This is a genomic window from Bacteroides sp. An269, assembly GCF_002159755.1.
GTDB classification, from domain to species: Bacteria; Bacteroidota; Bacteroidia; order Bacteroidales; family Bacteroidaceae; genus Phocaeicola; species Phocaeicola intestinalis.
This window is the reverse complement of the sequence record NZ_NFJG01000079.1, coordinates 1-20,667: the sequence shown is the minus strand read 5'-3', so window position 1 is coordinate 20,667 and position 20,667 is coordinate 1. Positions and strand designations below refer to the sequence as shown.

Here is a 20,667-nt window from a genome sequence, read left to right as displayed (position 1 = left end):
TCAACATACAGGTTCAACAAAACTATAGCGACTGTCACTATGAATCCAATAGTAACAGTCGCTATCATTATATAGATATTTAATGACTGTAGTTTATCGAATGCTTACAGTCATCAGCACTACCGCACTAAAACAAAATCGGCGCGCATCCCTGCGAGCCGATTTCAAAACATAGATTACTAATTTAAGTAAAATGTGCGGGGACGCTTCCCCTTTCTATTGATAGAGATATAAATTAAGTTCTTGGCGAACTTAATGCGATTCAATTCAAAATTATCGTTCTTCCACTAAAGTTAAAGAAGATGTATTCAATAGTTTTCCTATACTTATTGATGCGGAAAAATCACGATTTCTACTTCCCAAACTACTTTCTGTCCGTATTTGACACCTAAAAATCAAGACATCCGATTCGTCTAATCCTTCTGATAAATCAAATGTAAGATTTCCTGAATTATCACTATAGCTTGAGTCCACTTCACTATCCCGCCACCTATCATATTCACCATTACCATTCATATCTTGATAAACGGTTACTTGCGTCCCGTTTGGAATAGGTGAAATTTCTCCATTATAGCTGTAATTCAACGTCACATTCATTTCTGTTGATGTAGAATAATCCAGTGTTGCTGTATTATGGTCAAGAGAAGACAATTGTATTGTTTCACTTGCTAAATTCTTTGTTATCTCAAACGTTATAGAATGCGTACCATAAATTTTCTCAGGTGTATATAATATACATTGACCATCTTCACGAACTGTCGTAGACCCCGTCTCAGAAGTCGCATGTTCCAAATCGAAATAGTCGGCAAATATTTCTACAATATGATCACCCGTAGGAGTATAGCCGTCATTCTCTTTATGTAATTCAAATTGCAATGTAACTTTTTTCCCTTGAGATTGAAAATCAGGAATTATATATTCATCCTCGTCTTCATTATATTCCAAGTTAAAATCGTTTCCAACCAATTTCAGATTTAAGAAATTATACATCTTAGCTGTATTCTCAAAAGAAGCTTTATCATCCACAAAATAGTCATTAGTCACATGAATAGTAGTAGCACTTTCTTCCATATTGGTCTTAAAGTGAAAGAAGAATGTACTATTTCGTTGATAATCTTCATGCGTCACAGTCGCTTGATAGCTGAATGTATGGTTCTCTTTTGAAGTAACGGGTATACGGTTTTTTGATACTTCCGGATAAATCGACTTTTTTTCAGATTCAATGTCAAGAGTAAGAGGAAAAACAGCCGTAGGCATATTGTCGGGTAAACGGACAACTAATGTCAATTCTTTCCCAATTCCTTTTTCCACATTATCACAATCCACTACATCAAATTCGAACTTCTTACGCACCCTAACCGTTACACGGCGAGATAAGCCCGAAGCACCTGCTACAATAAATTCTTGAGTTTCGATTACATCTGGTAAGGTCGCTACAGGTACGATGGTAATATGTCCATTGCCGTCAGAGGTGATGCTTTGTACTGCATTATGATTATAACCATTAACCGGTGTGATTTTGACATAATCCTCCCCGTTCTGCTGGTTACCATTATGTATATAGTTATAATCTAATACACAACTCTCCAGAGAAACAATCATAATATTCAAATTCTCTACATAAAGTGAATTGCCTAATCCATCTTCTATCTGATTTACCTGACTCACTTCTACCGAAGATGAAATGTTATTCGAAGCTACAGCTTCCGCTGCTTCTTGTGGAGTATCATATCCTACCCCTTTTACACTATTGATATGAATCTGATAATGGAAATTACGATACAAGTTCAAATAAGGAGCCACGAATGTTTCTTTATTGAATGATACAATATCAATCTTATAATAACATAAGTGTTCGCCTTCCTCATCATTATAAATCGCTTTCACCAATACATAAGCTGGAGACTGAGCCTCGTCTTGATTGCGTTCATAAACATACTTGCTTTCTGCGGGAGAAGTAAAATAACTATCGTTATTATCGGCTGGCGGTATAGTTCCTTCTAATGCTCCTTCATCCCTTGGCGGATTGCAACCGCCAAAGCCTGGATTAAGAGCAACAAACTTTTCATAATCTGTTCCTTCACCCTCTTCTCCAAATTCAAAAGAAGCAAAAAGATTATCTTCATTTCCTATAAAAGGAGCTACCGTACCTCTATTAATATTATTGATGACTGTAAAGCCAAGCAAGGTCAATTCCGAACCAATACCTGTTGATACATCTACTGAGATTTGTGTAAAATTACGTATTAATGATACTACATATCCTTCGTTGGTCAAAGGAGGGATTATACTATTCCCATTTTCATCTTTTACAATACGCTCCACTACTACACGTTGCCAGTACACATCTGTTTCATCACCTACTGTAAGTTGACTGAAAATACTCGTTTCACTATCAGCAGGTGTGTACGTATCAAATGTTACATTACCTAAAACGAAATGAAGAATGCGTTTCTGATCCGAATTCGGAAGTTCTATGGTATAAGTACCTTGTCTGCTACCTTCATCATAAGTAATTTCTTTGGCTGTAGCAAATGCCACAAAGAAACCATGTTCATCGAAAACCAATACGTTCATTGGCAAACTTTCTACATAATCTTTTGTTAAAGATGAACCCAAGCTACGTGTACCGGCTTCTATCGGTACAGGAATAGATACGGTAAACTGGTATCCATTACCCGCCTGAGGTATAGATGTAGAAACCACTTCTTTATCTGTGCATGCTGTAAGCAACAGAAAGAACAAAAACAGTATATGTAAATAAATCGTTTTCATACCTAATTAATTTATTGTCTTGGTTCATCACCCCATGTAAATTTAGTTGGATCTTCTATCTTTCCGTTGCCCCAATACCACACATCATAGACACAACGAACAGAATGACCATCTGTTTCAGGATAAAATCCTTTTGGATTTGATTCATTGTCATAATATCTACCAGAAGATGCATAATAATCACCACCAAATAAAGTCGGTATTACACCTCTATCGGACAAACTAACAATATATTCTATTTCAGCCTCAGTTGGGATACGCCACCGTCCAGCCGGATAACCGTTTTCTTGATAGGAAGCACAACGTCTTTGAGCTGTTTCGTAAGTTAAAGAGCCACTATCTACCACTCCCCAAGAAGACGCAATCTTAAAAGCTGGGGCTATTACATTTTCCACATCTTCTTTTCGCGTAGGATAGTAATATGTTAGTTTTTCACCATTTATCGTTTTCCCTAAGTATTGCAAATTATCCACATCGAAAGAACGAGGATCCCCTATCGCATAGTCGCTTCCTTCAATATCAAAAGAAGTTATATAAATAGTATATTGATTTTGATTATTATTGGTAGAAGTTGCATTATTAGGATTGTTTACACCTCCTAATGTATTTCCATGATATCCCTCCAATATTCCATGCCACTGTTCGTCATCATCGTATACATTATCATTACTTCCTCCTACACCATAAATAAATCTATTATTCCTCCCATCAGGATTATAATCCCCTACAATATAAATAGCTGGGTATTGTGTTATCTCCCATGTTACTGCTAAGCCTTGCTCATTCTGTACTTTTACTGTAATGGTATAAGGAACATAATCCTCGCTGCTTATTGGATGAGTAAATACCAATTCACCTTCTTCTTCTCGAACAGAAAAACCGTTTCTTGATATTTCTGCTCCTGTTAGAGTCACGGTAGATGCATATCCGTTATCTTTTGCACGAGGATCATTATAATTCATATATGTCACTTTTGTAATCTCTGTATAATATTCATCACGATCATCAGTATCAAAATCAAGATTGCTACTGCTAATATACGGTACCCTCAATTCATTTGTATTATTCATAACCGATTCATACGTTTTATCCGTAATTGATTCATACTCATCCAATATCAAGTACCGGTACTGTTGCATTTCGGCATCAATGTCCGTACTGAACCAATCAAGGATTTCATAATCGGAAGTTATTTCCACTGCCTCAGCGGGATCTAATGCGCCCAAGACACCGATATGCACATTAATCTTATAATAATGATTCCGCTCCAATATAGCCGCTTCTTTATCGGTAATAGGTACACGGTAGTAATAATTCAACGCTTGGTAGGAACCGCCGGCATCTCCACTTTCACTTGCCATCCAAGGCACGCAAAGAAGTAAATAAGAATTTTGACGATTAGCGTTACTCTCCGGATTAGGATACGAATAGAATGGAGCTATTTGCTCATACTGATTATACTCCTTATTATCAATCGTTACCTTGTCCGGATTATTGGCATTATAAGCACGGTTCAAGCCTGACTTATAGTCTGTTTCTTGTACGCTATAAGTACCTGCCAAATTCGTTCGTGTTACAGAATTATACATTTCTACACTCATACGACTGGCTATAGGCGTATAAGTCATGCCATTTATCTCAATCTGATTTTCTGTAGTGACATAAAGCATAACTTTTGCCATAGCACGGGTAAGGTCAACATGCCCCGAAGCTCCTTCTGAATTAAGAGTAACAGTTGTAGAGCCGTCCATAACAAGAGACTCCTCTTTTTCTCCTGTCTTCCAATCGGAAAAAACAGTTTTATTCTTTAACGCTGAAAGAGATTGTCCTTTTGCACTTTCCTCTGTTACTCCTATATCATAGTTTGCCACTGCATATACATCATAGTTACCATCCTGAAGAATATCCCTGTCAAGCTCTACTTGCAAAGTATTTCCTTGAGGAATCAATCCGGTTTGGGCATAAAGGCACGATGCTTCATCTCCCTTATCAAAGAAAAATACATCTACACGAGCTATCTTATTTTCGTTAAAACGGTCTTCTCCATTTTCCGGAACACGTGATATAGCTCTGGTTTGTAATTCAAGAGTCAAATAATTGCTAACAGATGTTTTACCACCCATATCTTCCTCTTGGCAAGCTCCTAAGGTAAAAAGGATTGCCAAGGCACATATAAAAGTATAAATGATTCTATGTCTCATAATTATTTAGCTTGAAGTATGGTGAAACGTCTAATTTCTCCGCTTGTATTCGGAGTTAAAGATTGTTGTGGATTTGTTAAATCCAATTCGTATTCTTGCCCAAATATTGAAGCATAAACATAGAGTGTTACACTATGTCTATCATCTGAATCAGGCTCCTTACATTGGATGCTAATCGTTTGGCTTGCAGGAGAAGCATCTCCGCTATGCTCATCTACAAACTCAAAATAATTTAGATCTTCACCCACAAGTTGGGCACGCCACGTTGCATAAGAAGGGGTTTGAATTGTAAAATGAAGTACTGCAGGTTGGTCAGGATCAATATGTACAATTGTTTCATCAGAATCCAAATATCCTAAAATTGTATTTTCATCCCACCCATTACTCATATAACTTAAATTATCTTCGTACTTCACCTCAAAATCCTCTCTTTCCCATGGATTGGCATCTATTGTAAAGTTTGCGATTTCTTCCGGATTAAGATAAGTGCCGCCCACATGGTCGATGGTCACTGTAATATCGTAGATGTAATTGCGTTTGATACGATAGTAAGTATCACGCAATGTCTTGATGTTATCTGCCGAAAAATTAACTTTATCATTATAATCTGCAATCGTAAAATTAACAGGTACTTTATAATAAGATTCTACCGTTTCTCCTAATTCATTGGTAAAAGGAGCTTTCAATAAGATATAGGTTTGTTTCTCCTCGTCTATCAAATCATCTTTGGCATAGATTTCTTCGTCTATAAACGTCCCTCCTTCATTCAACAATGATTCATCAAACCAATCATTGGGATAAGAGTAGAATACAGCTTTTTCACCATACCGCATAGTTGTAGGAAATGCTTCATCTGCATTTCTTTCCATACAAATACGACTTTGACTCGTCCCTTCGCCATACGCTTCCGATTCTGCCATAACAGATGTGCCGGCGGTTACATAGTTTTGAAAACTATATTTGCATTGACCTAAAATCGATTTACCGGTTTTATCTTTTACATCCAAACGTATCTTTACGGCTGCACGAGCAAGGTCGAAACTTAATGTAATGGTTTGTCCGTCATTGGTATCTGTCCGGACTCCTTCACCGTCCATCACAAAAAGGTCTTGCTTTTTGTCCAATACGATAGCGGTTTCTATCATTGCTTGTTTTAATTCTCCGAGCGTGATATTATCCTTATTTGCTAATTGCGGGCAATTGGCTACCATATAATAGGTATAGTTGTTCTCGCTTACTTCTTCGTAAGTAAGTTCATCGGTAGGCAACGGCTCATAATCATTAGCTTTGTCTGATAAATACTGACCTTGTTCTGCACTGGCTTCTATATGCTTATAGCATTGGTCAGTATCTGTTGCTCCTTCATTAAACACAAACAAGTCGATGCGGGTAATCAGGTTTTCGTGCCAATCTCTGCTCCAGCCGGGTTCGGTAGCACGTGACAAGGAAGGACCTGCTATTTTATATTGAATCTTTACTTGTCCGTTGCCTTCCGGCACACTTTGCTGCAACGATGTTTCATCCGAGCAGCTTATGCAACCGAGGCAGATAGCTGCAAGGAGCATTGTTCTATGTATAAGTTTCGTTATCATCACTTACTCCATTCATGTTTAGGGTTCCAATATTTATTTACCATCCACCACTGGAAGTTATCCCATTCTTCCTCATTGCCTGATGCATTAGGGTCAACATCCCGTGCCAGATATTCCAAGTTCTGCCATCCGTATTGTGCCCGTAGATGCCTTATCCAAATGCGTTCATTATCTCCGGCAAAACGACGCTTTTGAAGAAATGGAAAGTTTTTATCTTCAATATCAGTATTATCTTCGTAAGAAGGATTTATCGTCAAATTATATTCAGTTCCATCCGTTAATTTCACTGTAATATAAAATTCTGCTTCAATCACTTTCTCATTTTCCCATTTATCTTTACCCCAATTAGTAAGATAATCGCCACCAAAATAGGGTTTCCACTTCTCTTTATCTGTCCCAAGGTTCAGTTTCTTATATGCATCACTATCAAATCGAGGTTCTTCATCAACTTCACTTACTCCTGTCAATCCTTTTTCGTAACCTGTATAAAGATGGGTAGCGTTAATCTGAATGATGTAGGGTTGTTTGCGCGCAATACCATGGGTAACCATTCTTACTTCTTTGGAAAAACCTTCATCTGTGCAATCGGCAAAGTCTTCATTATTGGGACTGGTAGAGAAATCGAAATTTCCATCCGGGTCATCCAAATGCGCTTCCCATGTAGCTCCTTTAGGTCCAGTTAGCATAAATAGATACCGTGCTCCGGCGGAACCTGTTTTCAATGACCAATGTTCTTCTTCGTCAACGCTGTTATCATACGTTGGACGAGTGACAATGCACAATCGTGCTTCATTATCTCCTGCTTCTGGATGATTATATAAATAACTGAATAATGCCTGGGTAGTTTTATAGTCTTCATATTTTTCAAGAGGTAATAAAATGTAATTATTACCTGCCATAAATTCATCGTAATTGTCTTCGGTAAATGGATTTTCAGAAGTCGATGCCGGTTGCGGCGCATACCCAATCGAAGACTCCACTAACTGCCACGGCAACGCTTTATACTGAATAATCAGTTCTCCGTTGTCGTTTACCCGAACGAAAATCTTGTTCCATACGTTCCGTTTGATTTCGGGCAGACAAATCGCTTGTGTTTTCTCTGTTCCGTCTAATGTATATTCTACCGTCAAAACGTATGCGTTCTCTATGGAAGGGGCAGCTTCCGGATACTCATAATCGCTTCCGGTAGTAGGGTCCCATTCATTATTGTTGGGATTTTCCAACAAATACGCTTGCGACAAATTTATCTGTACAAAATTATCAGGATGATTGCTGAAATCTCCGACCGGTGATTCAGATGCAGGTAAATCTGTTGTTATTTCTTTACCATTACTGTCCTCAAATAAAGTTTCTGTCTTGTCGTAATTTGCAATGTCAATAAGTGCAATTTCTCTTGCCAACAAGCCCTTATCCGGAATATTTTTCAGCGTTATCCGTTTTATTTTTAAATCAGAACTTGCACTTTCTTTCGTAAAGAATAACTCCAGCTTGCTTACGGCACGTTTTGTTTCTATCGTTACGGGATAAGTATTCTTATGGTCGCTTACATTTACTGTTGCTGTTCCATAGATGGGGACTTGATTGTCTCCTGTTACGTTTTGCAAACCAGTAAATGTGGCATTCTGTATACCTGTTACAGAAGAAGATTCGGTCAAGCTAAGCCCTGTTCCGCTTTCGCTATTCAATACAGCATAAAAGTTCAACGTTGTGACCGTATTATCCAACTCGAAAACGTGTTCATTGGTATTTACCAGTTCGCCTAAAGCATCCGAACCGGAGAACGTAGGATTATCTATTTCATAGTAATCTACAAGCGAATTGTTTTGATCGAATATCCACACCTTCATATCTTTGGGCGTGCTTCCATCGCCTATCGAACTGCCTTCCGTCACTCTACTCATGGCAATCCCTAAGTTGACCGTGACGGTGCGGGTGCCTTCGGAGGTCTGCACGGCTTCTTCGTCCCTGCAGCCGGGGAGGGCGAGGAGGGAGAAGATACTCATTATTATATATAGGTAGCACGGTTTCATATTTCAGGAGTTATATCGTTGTAGCGGACTATCCAGTCGTTTATTATCACTTGGGTGTTAATCCAGGCGTTGTTCGAGTCGAGGAAGAACGTCATGGTGTAGGTGTCTTCGCGGTCGAGGTACTCTTGGAGCGGTATGTCGTAGTTGGCTACGGTACGGCATACCTCCAGATAGTCTATTAGGGGGATAGAGAGTACCGTTTCGCCTGTCTCGCGGTTGGAGATGGTGAGTCGCACGTCACTGTCTACCATCAGCCTGCCTGTGCTCAGTTCGGCTATTGCCATGTTTATCTGGTCGGCAGAGGGTGTGCCTTCGATATCAGCCGAACCTTGCGCCTGGTAATAAGGCATGTATGTCAGCGTGCCGTCGTTGGGAATAAGGCTGTTATCGTAAGCCATTAGTCCGTTCTCGTCGGTCACGGTAAATTCAAACAAAGAGGCATCAATCGGTCCGGCAGCTATCTGCTGGAGAATGATGCGGAAGGTGTTGGTGTTTTTCACCAACGGTACGGTGATATATTCCGTACGATCTGCTGCACGGGTCAAAACAGGTGTCTCCACGCTTCCGTGCCATAGCGGTTGGAGATAGCCTACCGAATCAATCGGTTCGCCCCATAGGGTAGTGGGATAGCGGTTGATGCGGCAAGTCAGGTCGTCTATTGCAGATATGCTTTCGGTCAGCTGGGGAACTGTAAAGCCGTTGCCGTCTTCTACGCCAGCCCATGCCACCAGACGATAATTGCCTGGCTCAAGAGGAAGCAGCATGGAATAATCGGATTCGGCAAGCATATCGCCCCGGTCAGTCTGCTGGAAAGCAAGTCTGCCATCGGCATCAAAGGCATAAAGGGTTACCGAATGTACCTGGCTGGCGAAGGCATCGGCATGAAGCATGTTGTAGTCATACTTGAACTTTACCCGATACTCGGTTTCAATGGGGCAATCGTCGTCATTGTCCCAGACAGTATCGCACGAAGTTACGGGCAGAAGGGCTGCCGCAGCCAGCATTAACTTGCATGCCTTGCGGTGTATGGAGTAAAGCAGGGTCATATCTATTTACTTTTTACAATTTATGGTTTACTTTTATTTAGTGGTTGAACACTGTGCAGCATAAAGGCTACCGGTGCTCGTTGGGGTTGGGTATAGGGGCGGGTAAACCCGCCCCTACTGATTTTATTAATTATGATATTAGAACTCTATGTCGCTGTAGCGGACAATCCACGGTTCCATTTGAACTGTTACTTTCAACGCAGCTTCGCTTGATTCGTTTTCCGTATTCGGAGTCGGATCTACAAACGGAGCACCGATGGTTGAGATTTCGGTAACAGCCAATGAATAGATATTGTTACGCATGATAGCGAACTCCATATTACCTAATTCTGTCGGTTTACCGTTGTCGAAATGCTTGATTTCGGTAGTGTAATAGTAGCATGTATTACCATTGTACATCGTAATTTCTTCATGAGCACCTTCTGCCAGTGCTATCAAATCGTCTTTCGTTACGGTAGAAGCGGTAACCTCACCTTGATCATTGACTGTTTCTTTTGCTAACAATGCTTCAAATGCAGTAGACAAATGTGAGCCATAAGCATCCTGAATCGCATGCAGGCTTTCGAACGTATGGTTAGAATACAGATACAGACGATCTATCGGTTGGGTGCATGTTGCATCTTTCCAAACAGTAGCAACAAACGAAATACCTGTGCTTAATCCATGAACTTGATGTGCGACATCGGTTGAGTTCTCGAAGCAGTATGCCATAAACTTACCAGTTTTGTTGAGCGGATCTTTATGCTGGTCATCTGCACCGGAAACACTACCTTGGTCTTCACCTAAAGAAGCCATTGTCTTATAGTAATTATTGCCGACAAGTGCTCCATTAGAGTATGTTAAATTCTCGCTTTCGGTTGAAACAGAAGCCAATGAGTTATAGAACCAAGTTCCTGCATTGCCGAAACCATTTTCATCATTGATATCCGTTTCGTTTTTAGCCTGCCAATACGGAGTATAAAGATAGTTCGCACCAGTCAGTGTTCCGAAAGATTGTGCCATACCACTTGCATCGGTTGTGTGGCGAACATAGAAAACACTCTTTGACAAATTAACCAAAGCATAACCTTCCAGTTTCACATAGTACTCGTGTGTGTCACCTGTTCCTTCACGGTTTTGCAAAATGATGGAGTTTTCTTGTTCTTCGTCAGAGAACGTATCATCATTATCTTTATCTACCGCTACGAAGTAGCCTTTCTTTTTTTCTTCATCTTTTTCGTTTTTATAAGTATCCGAACTTACCGCAGTCAGTTTTTCAAAGATAGGTTTGCCTGTCTTATTATTTGCATCTTCTTTGTCTGTCTTTTGATAAACGCCAACGAAATCTTCATTTTCATCATACAATGCATAAACATCATTGGCAGGTTCGTAAGAATCTTGTGCCAAACAGAAGGTCTTTACTTCATAAGTACCATTATTGTTAATAGCACCTTCTTCGGTAATTGGTTCAGCAACGCCTGTAACGAATTTTACCGGATATACATTAGCATCCAATTCTGTATTACCATCGAAATCTTTCATCTTTGTTTCACGGAAAGTAATCTTCGACAATACACGTTCTACGTCAATGGTTACAGGTGCCGGATTTTCCGGAGTATTGGCTTCCGTCAATTCAACAGAATAACCTTGAGTGGGAGCATCGGCATTCAAAGATTTGTTTGCCATCATAATGCCTTTGACTGGAGTTAAATCATCACCTTCCCCGGTTGTTTGCGGAACGAGTTCAGAAACAGCGTCAATATAAGTGGGTGCTTCATAATCAGGTGCAGAACCATTTTCAGTATCAACTTTCTTGTATTCCTGATTTACAATCTTATTGTAAAGTTCATTGACATCGTTTAAGTTGGTCAACTCATTATTTTGAAGTGTTTCAGTCAAATCATCAACAGGGTTAACTACAACCAAAACATTGTATCGACCTACAGCTACTCTGATAGGATCTGGATTATAATAGGTAGTACTACCTTTATCTACGATTTTAAATCCACCGTCTTCAGAACCATCTTCTGCCTCAGAAAGATCTCCGTCTACACCTGTAGAATATAATTTAGCGAAACCTACAGTTCCGCCTTCTGCAGGTGCAACAACAACCAGTGCGTCTTTGATTATATTCTCGGCAGCTGTTCCATCGTTATGATGACCACTATCATTAGCATCACCATCAGTGTCTCCTTGATTATTCGTATCGTCACCAGGTTCACCCGCAGCACGACTACTATTTCCATTTGCAGAGAACGAAATGGTCAGATAAGCCGGTGTACCGTCCCCTACAGTACCGGTATTACCGCCTTGTCCGTCGATTACATCGTCAGAGCATCCGGCAAAAGCTATTGCCGCGAATGCTAAAGCATAAAACTTAAACTTTTTCATAATCACATATAAATTAAAGTTAATAATATCCTTTTTCTTTATATGCTCTTATGACATGGTGGGAATAAGGTGGAAGAAATCCTATAATTCGTCGATAAGTTCTTGTAATGTTTTCAGCTTTCGACCTTCTTTTTGTGCCATATATACTTCGGTGAGTGCCTCACGTAAGTCTTTCACTAATTGTTCTTTAGTCATATACCCTTCTTCGGCTCCTTTTTCTGCTGCAATATCTACATGGGATAACGCACGAATAAGGGCACGGTCTTTACAATCTATCTCGTTAGTGTCTTTTATTCCTAACTGGCGGCATACCTCCATTTCTTTTTCGGTAAATGAATTTTTATCGTCCATCTATCTGTCCTTCATAAAATTTTCATCGGTGATGTTCAAAAATTCTCTTGCTATAGCTAAGAGTTCCGCAATCCGATGGGGCGGTATGGATTCTTGTTCAGCTTTATCGTAGATATCAAGCAACAGGATTACTCCGCTCGCTTCATTTATTTCGTACACAAAGTCGATGACCCGCGCACCGTGACTTTTGCCTCGGTTTTTGCTGGCAATAGCCATACGCACTTTATGAATGCCTCTGCCAAGGTCAGTCCCTGCAACAGGGTTGGCATGAAGTTCGTTAAGCAAATTGGCATAATCCTGTTTTAATGACTTATACTTTTTACCTAACTGCTTCAATTCTTTTTCGAAATAGGGGATTGTATCAATTCTATAATTCATTGAGTAATTCCTCCGCCGATTTCAATTTCCAACCTTCTTTTTTGGCACGATACATCTGAGTAAAAGCTCTGAGGTATCTTTGTTCCAGCTCTTCCTTGCTGATGTATTCCTCTTCATCCTCCTCTTCCTGCGCCTTGCTTGCCGCCTTCTTTACCGCTGCCAAGGCACGGTTGAGTGAGCGTTGTACTTTTTGGATTACATCAATGTCGTCCACGTTCCGCAATTCGTTTATCAATGCTTCGCGTTGCATGGCTAATGCAGAATTCTCCGTCATGGCTTTATCCTCCTCATTATTAAATTTATAATCTGTATGCAAAGTTACAAATTATTCTTTTATTCCCACTATGTCAAAGAGCGTTATTTTTTCAGTTGACAAGGTTTCAATTGACAAGTTGACAAGGCTTTAGATACAAGGTTCGTTTTGCTATTTAAAACCTTGTCAACTTGTCAACTGATGCCTTGTTACCTAATGTATTTCAGATTCTCTTCCGCCTCACGGATGCCGGCTTGCGCGGCACGTTGTAGGCAGGGGAGCGCTTCGTCATAGCGTTCCAAGAGAATCAACGCTACGCCTCGGGCGTTATCGGCTTGAGGGCTGTTGCCCGCTTTCTCCAAGTATCGCAATGCCTGTTCCGCCTCTTTCCGTTCCAAAAGCGCATTGGCGGCGTTGAGGTTTGCTGTCGGGTCATCGGGATACATGCGGACGGCTACGTCGAATACGTGGTTGAACTCCTCGCTGCCGGGCTGGTAGGTCTGTGCTACGGCAAACATCTCCTGCAGGCTGAGGTTTTGCGGACGAGTCTTGATGACCTCTTTTGCTTCTTCCACGTTGAAGCCACGTATTGTATAGTCTACCGTATAGTCGGTGCGCCGCAGGGCGGGATAGCAGTCTTGCAGCAAGGTGCGATAGGAAGCCGGATAAGCCGAACGGATACGTTGCTCCCTTTGGTCAAGGCTGCCTTCGCCGTCCATGATTGCCAAGATCGCCTCCTTATCTGCCAACGAACTTGTTTGCAGGTACAGGCGCAATCCTTCCCAGTTCTCTCCACCAGGTTCAGTCTGGAACAAGGCTGTGCCGAAACCATATTCTTCTATCAAGTAGTCTTTAAGTGCCTGCGTTCTGCCTTCGGACAGACGTACGTTCGACTCATATCTGCCTTCTGGCGACGCATAACCGCGCAAACAGATCTGGGTGATGCTAAAATCCTTGTCGGCACGGATGGTGTCGATGGTAGAACGTATTTTTGCCAATTCGGCAGTGTTCCGACGGTATTCGGGGTAAATCACGGTCTTGTTTACTGGGAAATCCAAGTAAGCCTCGCCGCTTAACGCACGTGTCTTGCGAGTTTCCGCCTGAGGACTGATGTACGCCAATTTCGGGACAAAGGCAAGATCGGCTTGTGCCAATGGGGTATTTCCTCCTTTTGCTACATTGCCGCATCCGCATACGTCTTCAGATACCGAAAGACCTGCATTATTCATCCATTGTTTGTAGGGTAGGGCAATACGGTAGTCAACAGAAGCCCCTTCAGGACTCTGCGGCTTGCCGCTATGCTTGATGACGGCATAAGGATTTTCGGCGTAAAGCGACTCTTCGTTGCGTTGGTAATAGATGTAACGCCGGCGCCCCATCACCTCAATGGCAGGAAGCCATTGCCAGTCCTCGCCCTGAGCAAAGAGCGGAGCCAGCACCACGGAACGGTTGCGTCCCACCTCCATTTCGGAGAGGTCGATGTTCATCTGTATCACCACGCTGTCGCGCTGTTTGTTGATTTCCACACCGCTCACCTTTGCTCCGCTTGACAGACGCTGCACGCCTTGGGCAGCTGCCGGCATTAGCGGAAGCAGTGACAACAAGCTATATAAACAGATTGTTTTCATGTTTCTCGTTCCTCCTTTTAAAATACATAAATCAGGTTGATTGCCGCTTTTGTAGGTCCGAAGTAGTTGTGGGATTTGTTCTCTTCCAACAAGTCACCGCAATGGGGGCATTCGTATTTGTCGTATTGGCTATACACGTAACCGATGCCGATTTCCGCCTCTACGCTCCAATGCTTGGAAAGCATCCATTGGTATCCGTAAACGATACCCGCTCCCAGCATCCAGCCTTCGAAACGATGGTCTTGCAGTTGGCTGAAATCGGTGCCCAAGAAAGTGAAATCGGTATTCCAGTTGCCCATGTTGTAGATGCCGCCTAAGAGATGCGCACCCACGAAATGACCGTTAAAGGCCTCGCAGAACCAATAACGTGCCTCGGGCTGGAAAGAAAGCTGCTTCCACTTCTTGTTGTCGGAAAAAGACCAAGGATTCCAATTGGCTGACACATCTAAGGTCCATTTGGGAGCCAGGCGAGCTTCAGCACCAAGGTTTATCGTAGTGGTTGCACCATAAAACAGATTCGTTTTCACAGCCCAATCTTGTGCAAATGCCGAAAGGTTGCAGCACAAGAGAAGAATAGACAGTAAGCGTTTCATAATATATTGTAATTCTTTATTTTTTCCTTCCATCCGAGATACAAAACCGCATTTTATGCTGTATCTTTGTATTCCTATCCTCTTCGACTATATCTCCGAAAAAATCCTTTGTCTTGTCTGTCTTTTGTCCTTGCAAACATAGATATAATACTTTACAAAAACAAGTGTTTTCATTGTTTTTTTCAAAAAAATAAAATAAAATTCTTATAGGAGTGCTGTAGCGAGGGTAGCATAGTGGAGGAGGTACACCTTATTTAATAGAATGCGAATCGGGAGTTAAAAGGGAGTTGGAAGAAATTATTGTCCGCAGGTGGGTTGGAAGTTTGGCGGTCAGTACATTTGTATCGGTTTCAGAGGCAGGAATATTGCTCTGGAAAGTAATATATACTTCAACTGCGAATGAATATATACTTCAACCGCGAATGAATATATACTTCAACTGCAGATGAAGATATACTGCAATCAGATGGGGTATATTTTAGGGGCAGGAGGACATTGCTTTGGGATAATCGAATGTTATTTTGATGCGCCTTCGGAATGTGTCCACTTATCCATGTGGATGTATTCAGGGCGTATGCGATACGCCCCTACAGCAAAAAACGCTGCTTACCTTCACAGGCGAGCAGCGCAGCTACAATACAAAATACAAATACAACTAAACGAGATATTATTATAAAACGTCCTGTTTTATACAATTCCTTGTGCCATCATGGCGTGTGCCACTTTCATGAATCCGGCAATGTTGGCACCTTTTACATAATTGATGTAACCGTCAGGCTCGGTGCCGTACTTCACACATTGTTCGTGGATGTTGTGCATAATCTGATGCAGCTTGTCGTCTACTTCCTGTGCGGTCCAGCTGATGTGCATGGCGTTCTGGCTCATTTCGAGTCCCGAGGTCGCTACACCTCCTGCATTGACGGCTTTTCCCGGTGCATACATCACCTTGTTTTCGATGAATGCATCGATGGCTTCGGGTGTGCAACCCATGTTGGAAATTTCTCCGACACAAAGAACGGAATTTTTTATCAAATTACAAGCGTCTTCGCCATTTAATTCGTTCTGAGTGGCGCAAGGAAGTGCGATATCTACCTTTACTTCCCACGGACGGCGTCCCGGATAGAAGGTTGCGCCCGGATATTTTTCGGCATAGGGTGCTACCACATCGTTTCCCGAAGCGCGGAGTTCGAGCATGTAGTCTATCTTTTCACCGCTTACTCCGTCGGGGTCGTAAATATATCCGTCGGGACCGGAAAGGGTGACTACCTTAGCTCCTAACTGGTTGGCTTTCGTTACGGCTCCCCATGCTACGTTGCCGAAACCTGATACGGCGATGGTTTTGCCCTTGATGTCGATGCCTTTCTTGTCGAGCATGTGTTTTACGAAGTACAGTCCGCCGAAACCTGTGGCTTCGGGACGGATAAGCGAACCGCCATATTCAAGTCCTTTGCCTGTAAAGGTGCCGGTAAATTCGTGTGTCAGTTTCTTGTACATGCCGAACATGTATCCAACCTCGCGTCCGCCTACGCCGATGTCGCCGGCAGGCACATCCATGTCGGGACCCAGATGGTGGTAAAGCTCCAGCATAAAGGCTTGGCAGAAGCGCATGATCTCGGCTTCGCTCTTGCCGCGCGGTGAGAAGTCGGAACCGCCTTTGGCGCCACCCATGGGCAAGGTGGTAAGGGCGTTTTTGAATGTTTGTTCGAATCCTAAGAATTTCAGGATAGACAGGTTGACTGATGCGTGGAAACGGATGCCGCCTTTGTAAGGGCCGATGGCATTGTTGAATTGGACGCGATAGCCCAGGTTGACTTGCACTTTGCCTTTGTCGTCTACCCACGGCACACGGAATGTGATGATGCGGTCGGGTTCTACCAGCCGCTCGATGAGCGATACCTTTTCGAACTCGGGATGCTGGTTGTAAATATCTTCGATAGAAATCAATACCTCTTTTACGGCTTGCAAATACTCAGATTCACCGGGATGCTTGGCCTCCAGCGATGACATGATTCGGTTGATGTCCATAACTATTTATCTTTAAGGTCTGACAAAATGAAATGTTTCTTTATGCAAAGGTAGGATTTTAAACGGATAAACCAAATAATTCTGTATGAATTTATCTGTAAAAACTGATAAAAAGTTAAAAGCCGTGTGGCAGGTCATTGGCGGCAGGTAAAGTTTGTACGCCGATAAGTTGCATAAATCAAGAGAAATCCCGAAATTTGTTTGAGAAATCAAGCTTAAATCCGATAGCTATGCTCAATAAGTTAAAATTAAACCAACTCTATTTCAAGGATACCCAGTTTGTCAACCTGATGACGAAACGTATCTTTAATGTACTTCTGGTTGCCAATCCGTATGATGCTTTCATGCTGGAAGACGACGGGCGCATCGATGAGAAAATCTTTATCGAGTATATGAACCTGAGCCTTCGTTATCCGCCGCGTTTCACGCAGGTGTCTACCGAGGAAGATGCCTGGAAGCAGTTGGAAAACACCCGTTTCGAGCTGGTCATCTGTATGCCCGGCACCGATAATAGTGATACGTTTGACATCGGCAGGCAAATCAAGGAGAAATATCCGCATATTCCGCTGGTGGTCCTGACTCCGTTCTCGCACGGCATCCGCGAGCGGATGGAGCACGAAGACCTGAGTGTCTTTGAATACGTGTTCTGCTGGCTGGGGAATACCGACCTGCTGGTGTCTATCATCAAGCTGATAGAGGACAAGATGAATCTGGAGCATGATGTCAAGGAGGTGGGTGTGCAGATGATTCTGCTGGTAGAAGACTCCATACGGTTTTATTCGTCGGTATTGCCTAACCTTTACAAGTTTGTGTTGCGCCAAAGCCAGGAGTTTGCAACGGAGGCGCTGAACGAGCACCAGCGTACCTTGCGCATGCGCGGGCGTCCTAAGATTGTATTGGCACGCACTTATGAGGAGGCGTTTGACCTTTATACCCGTTATCAGAACAATACCTTGGGGATTGTTTCCGATGCGCGTTTCCCTCGAGAAGGGAAGATTGATCCGCAGGCAGGCATCCGCTTTCTTACCGAGGTGCGTAGCCGGAGTCCGTTTATCCCTTTGATTTTGCAATCGTCGGAAGCTTCGAACCGGGAGTTTGTCACCCACATTCATGCCCAGTTTGTCGACAAGAATTCCAAGAAGATGAATCTGGACTTGCGGCAGGCTGTGTCCGAGCATTTCGGCTTCGGTGATTTTGTGTTCCGTGACCCGAAGACTAAGGAGGAAGTGGCGCGGGTGCATAACTTGAAAGATTTGCAGAACGCCATTTTCTCTATCCCCGCCGACTCGCTGCTGTATCATATCGGGCGTAATCACGTGTCCCGCTGGTTGTATTCGCGTGCTATATTTCCCGTGGCAGAGTTCCTGAAGCAGATTACGTGGGAGTCGTTGCAAGACATTGATGCCCACCGGCAGATTATCTTCGAAGCCATTGTGAAATACCGTAAGATGAAAAACCAGGGTGTCGTAGCGGTATTCCAGCGCGACAGGTTCGACCGCTATTCGCACTTTGCCCGCATCGGTGACGGTTCGTTGGGAGGAAAGGGGCGCGGACTTGCCTTTATCGACAACATGGTAAAGCGTCATCCCGAGTTTGAAGAGTTTGAGAATGCCACGATAGCCATTCCGAAGACGGTGGTGCTCTGTACGGATATATTCGACGAGTTTATGGAAACCAACCAGCTCTACCAGATAGCCCTGAGCGAAGCGGATGACGAAGTGATATTGCGTGCCTTTCTGCGTGCGAAGCTGCCCGATAACCTGGTAGAGGACTTTTTCGCTTTCTTCGATGTGGTGAAGGCGCCGATAGCCATCCGTTCGTCCAGCTTGCTGGAAGACTCGCACTATCAGCCTTTTGCCGGTATCTATTCTACTTATATGATTCCGTATATGGATGACAAGTACGAACGCCTGCGGATGCTGAGCGATGCGATAAAAGGTGTATATGCTTCGGTGTTCTATAAAGACAGCAAGGCGTATATGCAGGCTACCAGCAACGTTATCGACGAGGAAAAGATGGCGGTAATCCTGCAGGAGGTAGTGGGTACGCAATACGGCGACCGTTACTATCCTGCCATATCGGGCGTGGCACGTTCGGTCAATTATTATCCTATCAATGACGAACTTGCCGAAGAAGGTACTGTCAGCCTGGCATTGGGCTTGGGCAAATACATCGTCGACGGCGGATTGACCCTGCGTGTGTGTCCGTATCACCCTGATAAGGTGTTACAGACCAGTGAACTGGAGATGGCGCTTCGCGAGACACAGACCCGCTTTTATGCCCTTGACCTGAAGAACCTGGGACACGACTTTTCGCTGGATGACGGGTTCAATCTCTTGAAGCTGCCGGTGAAGGAAGCCGAGGCAGACGGTTCGCTGACATACATCGCTTCTACTTACGACCCTTATGATATGGTTATCCGCGACGGTATTTATCCCGGCGGGCGCAAGGTGATTACCTTTGCCAATATTCTTCAGCACGATGTGTTTCCTTTGGCACGTATTCTTCAGCTGGTACAGAAGTATGGTCAGGGTGAAATGCGCCGTCCGGTAGAGATTGAGTTTGCCGTTAACCTGAACGCCCAAGAGAAGTCCGGCACTTTTTATTTGCTTCAAATCCGTCCGATGGTGGATATGAAAGCCGATTTCAACGAAGACCTGGAAGCCATCCCCGCAGAGCGTTTGTTGCTGAAAAGCGAGAATGCGTTGGGGCAGGGTGTGATAGATGATATGCAAGATGTGATTTATGTGAAGACGGAAGGTTATTCGGCTTCGAACAACCAGCTGATAGCCTATGATATCGAGAAACTGAACCGGCGTTTCCTTGACGAAGGCAAGCACTATGTCCTGGTAGGTCCGGGCAGGTGGGGAAGCAGTGATACCTGGCTGGGTATTCCTGTGAAGTGGCCCAATATTTCGGCGGCACGTATTATCGTTGAGGCTGGTCTCACCAATTACCGTGTCGACCCTAGCCAGGGTACGCATTTCTTCCAGAACCTCACGTCATTCGGGGTAGGCTATTTTACCATCAATGCTTATTGCGGCGACGGGGTGTTCAATCAGGAATTGCTGGATGCCATGCCTGCTGTGGAAGAGACGAAATTTATCCGTTGGGTGCATTTCGACAAGCCGCTTACGGCAAAGATGAACGGGAAGAAGAAGCTGGGAGTGGTGGAATTGCCGGAATGAGTAACCTGTTTATTATATAAATATTCACCACAGAGGCTACAGAGTGTCACAGAAGAATAGGTCAATAAACAATATGCTAATGTGAAAATAAATTAGCACATTGCCCTATTATTCATTGACACATTAAATCTGTGTCCTCCTTTAGATTTGCATTGGTAAAAGGGCAAAGAAAAAAGTTACCTTTGCCGTAAAAAAGGTTAACCAAGAAAAGGAGGTGACCTATTGTGTCCTATAGGC

Annotated in this window: 13 protein-coding genes; 1 reads left to right on the top strand and 12 read right to left on the bottom strand. The window is 43.0% G+C overall.

The window, feature by feature from the left end:
• Positions 1–273: 273 nt before the first annotated feature.
• The 12 genes from B5F71_RS13555 to gdhA form a co-directional block, all read right to left on the bottom strand.
• Positions 274–2,775 carry a hypothetical protein gene (locus B5F71_RS13555; RefSeq protein ID WP_143269907.1) on the bottom strand — a complete coding sequence of 834 codons (2,502 nt, stop codon included), beginning with the start codon at positions 2,773–2,775 and terminating at the stop codon, positions 274–276.
• A gap of 11 nt (positions 2,776–2,786) precedes the next feature.
• Positions 2,787–4,976, bottom strand: coding sequence for a fimbrial protein (locus B5F71_RS13550; RefSeq protein WP_087211228.1), 2,190 nt, complete (start codon positions 4,974–4,976; stop codon positions 2,787–2,789).
• 2 nt (positions 4,977–4,978) lie between these two features.
• On the bottom strand, positions 4,979–6,568 hold the full coding sequence (locus B5F71_RS13545; protein WP_087211225.1) for a hypothetical protein: 1,590 nt from the start codon (positions 6,566–6,568) through the stop codon (positions 4,979–4,981).
• Positions 6,568–8,598 carry a DUF4906 domain-containing protein gene (locus B5F71_RS13540; RefSeq protein WP_143269906.1) on the bottom strand — a complete coding sequence of 677 codons (2,031 nt, stop codon included), beginning with the start codon at positions 8,596–8,598 and terminating at the stop codon, positions 6,568–6,570. Before B5F71_RS13540 ends, B5F71_RS13545 begins: the two co-directional genes overlap by 1 nt.
• Positions 8,595–9,644 (bottom strand): FimB/Mfa2 family fimbrial subunit, encoded by a 1,050-nt coding sequence (locus B5F71_RS13535; RefSeq protein ID WP_087211218.1) that lies wholly within the window; start codon positions 9,642–9,644, stop codon positions 8,595–8,597. Before B5F71_RS13535 ends, B5F71_RS13540 begins: the two co-directional genes overlap by 4 nt.
• A 138-nt stretch (positions 9,645–9,782) precedes the next feature.
• A complete protein-coding gene (locus tag B5F71_RS13530) occupies positions 9,783–12,014 on the bottom strand; it encodes a fimbria major subunit (RefSeq protein ID WP_087211215.1) in 2,232 nt (743 codons plus the stop codon).
• Positions 12,015–12,095: 81 nt separating this feature from the next.
• The gene (locus B5F71_RS13525; RefSeq protein WP_087211212.1) at positions 12,096–12,365 is read right to left on the bottom strand and encodes a hypothetical protein; all 270 of its coding nucleotides are present in this window, start codon (positions 12,363–12,365) and stop codon (positions 12,096–12,098) included.
• Positions 12,366–12,743, bottom strand: a complete 378-nt coding sequence (locus tag B5F71_RS13520; RefSeq protein ID WP_022039518.1) for a hypothetical protein — start codon at positions 12,741–12,743, stop codon at positions 12,366–12,368.
• Positions 12,733–13,017, bottom strand: a complete 285-nt coding sequence (locus B5F71_RS13515; RefSeq protein ID WP_022039517.1) for a hypothetical protein — start codon at positions 13,015–13,017, stop codon at positions 12,733–12,735. The genes B5F71_RS13520 and B5F71_RS13515 overlap by 11 nt, the downstream gene beginning before the upstream one ends.
• A gap of 188 nt (positions 13,018–13,205) precedes the next feature.
• Positions 13,206–14,624: a DUF3868 domain-containing protein gene (locus B5F71_RS13510; protein ID WP_087211208.1), complete on the bottom strand. Its 1,419-nt coding sequence runs from the start codon at positions 14,622–14,624 to the stop codon at positions 13,206–13,208.
• 17 nt (positions 14,625–14,641) lie between these two features.
• On the bottom strand, positions 14,642–15,217 hold the full coding sequence (locus B5F71_RS13505) for a DUF3575 domain-containing protein (RefSeq protein WP_087211233.1): 576 nt from the start codon (positions 15,215–15,217) through the stop codon (positions 14,642–14,644).
• Positions 15,218–15,904: 687 nt separating this feature from the next.
• On the bottom strand, positions 15,905–17,242 hold the full coding sequence (gdhA, locus tag B5F71_RS13500) for an NADP-specific glutamate dehydrogenase (protein ID WP_022039514.1): 1,338 nt from the start codon (positions 17,240–17,242) through the stop codon (positions 15,905–15,907).
• Positions 17,243–17,472: 230 nt separating this feature from the next.
• Here gdhA and B5F71_RS13495 point away from each other — a divergent pair, with 230 nt between their 5' ends.
• Positions 17,473–20,430, top strand: coding sequence for a PEP/pyruvate-binding domain-containing protein (locus tag B5F71_RS13495; protein WP_087211205.1), 2,958 nt, complete (start codon positions 17,473–17,475; stop codon positions 20,428–20,430).
• Positions 20,431–20,667: the final 237 nt, after the last annotated feature.

Bases quoted from the DNA above. Each gene is read 5' to 3' on its own strand.
- B5F71_RS13555 (WP_143269907.1), bottom strand. From the start codon at position 2,775: ATGAAAACGATTTATTTACATATACTGTTTTTGTTCTTTCTGTTGCTT.
- B5F71_RS13550 (WP_087211228.1), bottom strand. From the start codon at position 4,976: ATGAGACATAGAATCATTTATACTTTTATATGTGCCTTGGCAATCCTT.
- B5F71_RS13545 (WP_087211225.1), bottom strand. From the start codon at position 6,568: ATGATAACGAAACTTATACATAGAACAATGCTCCTTGCAGCTATCTGC.
- B5F71_RS13540 (WP_143269906.1), bottom strand. From the start codon at position 8,598: ATGAAACCGTGCTACCTATATATAATAATGAGTATCTTCTCCCTCCTC.
- B5F71_RS13535 (WP_087211218.1), bottom strand. From the start codon at position 9,644: ATGACCCTGCTTTACTCCATACACCGCAAGGCATGCAAGTTAATGCTG.
- B5F71_RS13530 (WP_087211215.1), bottom strand. From the start codon at position 12,014: ATGAAAAAGTTTAAGTTTTATGCTTTAGCATTCGCGGCAATAGCTTTT.
- B5F71_RS13525 (WP_087211212.1), bottom strand. From the start codon at position 12,365: ATGGACGATAAAAATTCATTTACCGAAAAAGAAATGGAGGTATGCCGC.
- B5F71_RS13520 (WP_022039518.1), bottom strand. From the start codon at position 12,743: ATGAATTATAGAATTGATACAATCCCCTATTTCGAAAAAGAATTGAAG.
- B5F71_RS13515 (WP_022039517.1), bottom strand. From the start codon at position 13,017: ATGACGGAGAATTCTGCATTAGCCATGCAACGCGAAGCATTGATAAAC.
- B5F71_RS13510 (WP_087211208.1), bottom strand. From the start codon at position 14,624: ATGAAAACAATCTGTTTATATAGCTTGTTGTCACTGCTTCCGCTAATG.
- B5F71_RS13505 (WP_087211233.1), bottom strand. From the start codon at position 15,217: ATGAAACGCTTACTGTCTATTCTTCTCTTGTGCTGCAACCTTTCGGCA.
- gdhA (WP_022039514.1), bottom strand. From the start codon at position 17,242: ATGGACATCAACCGAATCATGTCATCGCTGGAGGCCAAGCATCCCGGT.
- B5F71_RS13495 (WP_087211205.1), top strand. From the start codon at position 17,473: ATGCTCAATAAGTTAAAATTAAACCAACTCTATTTCAAGGATACCCAG.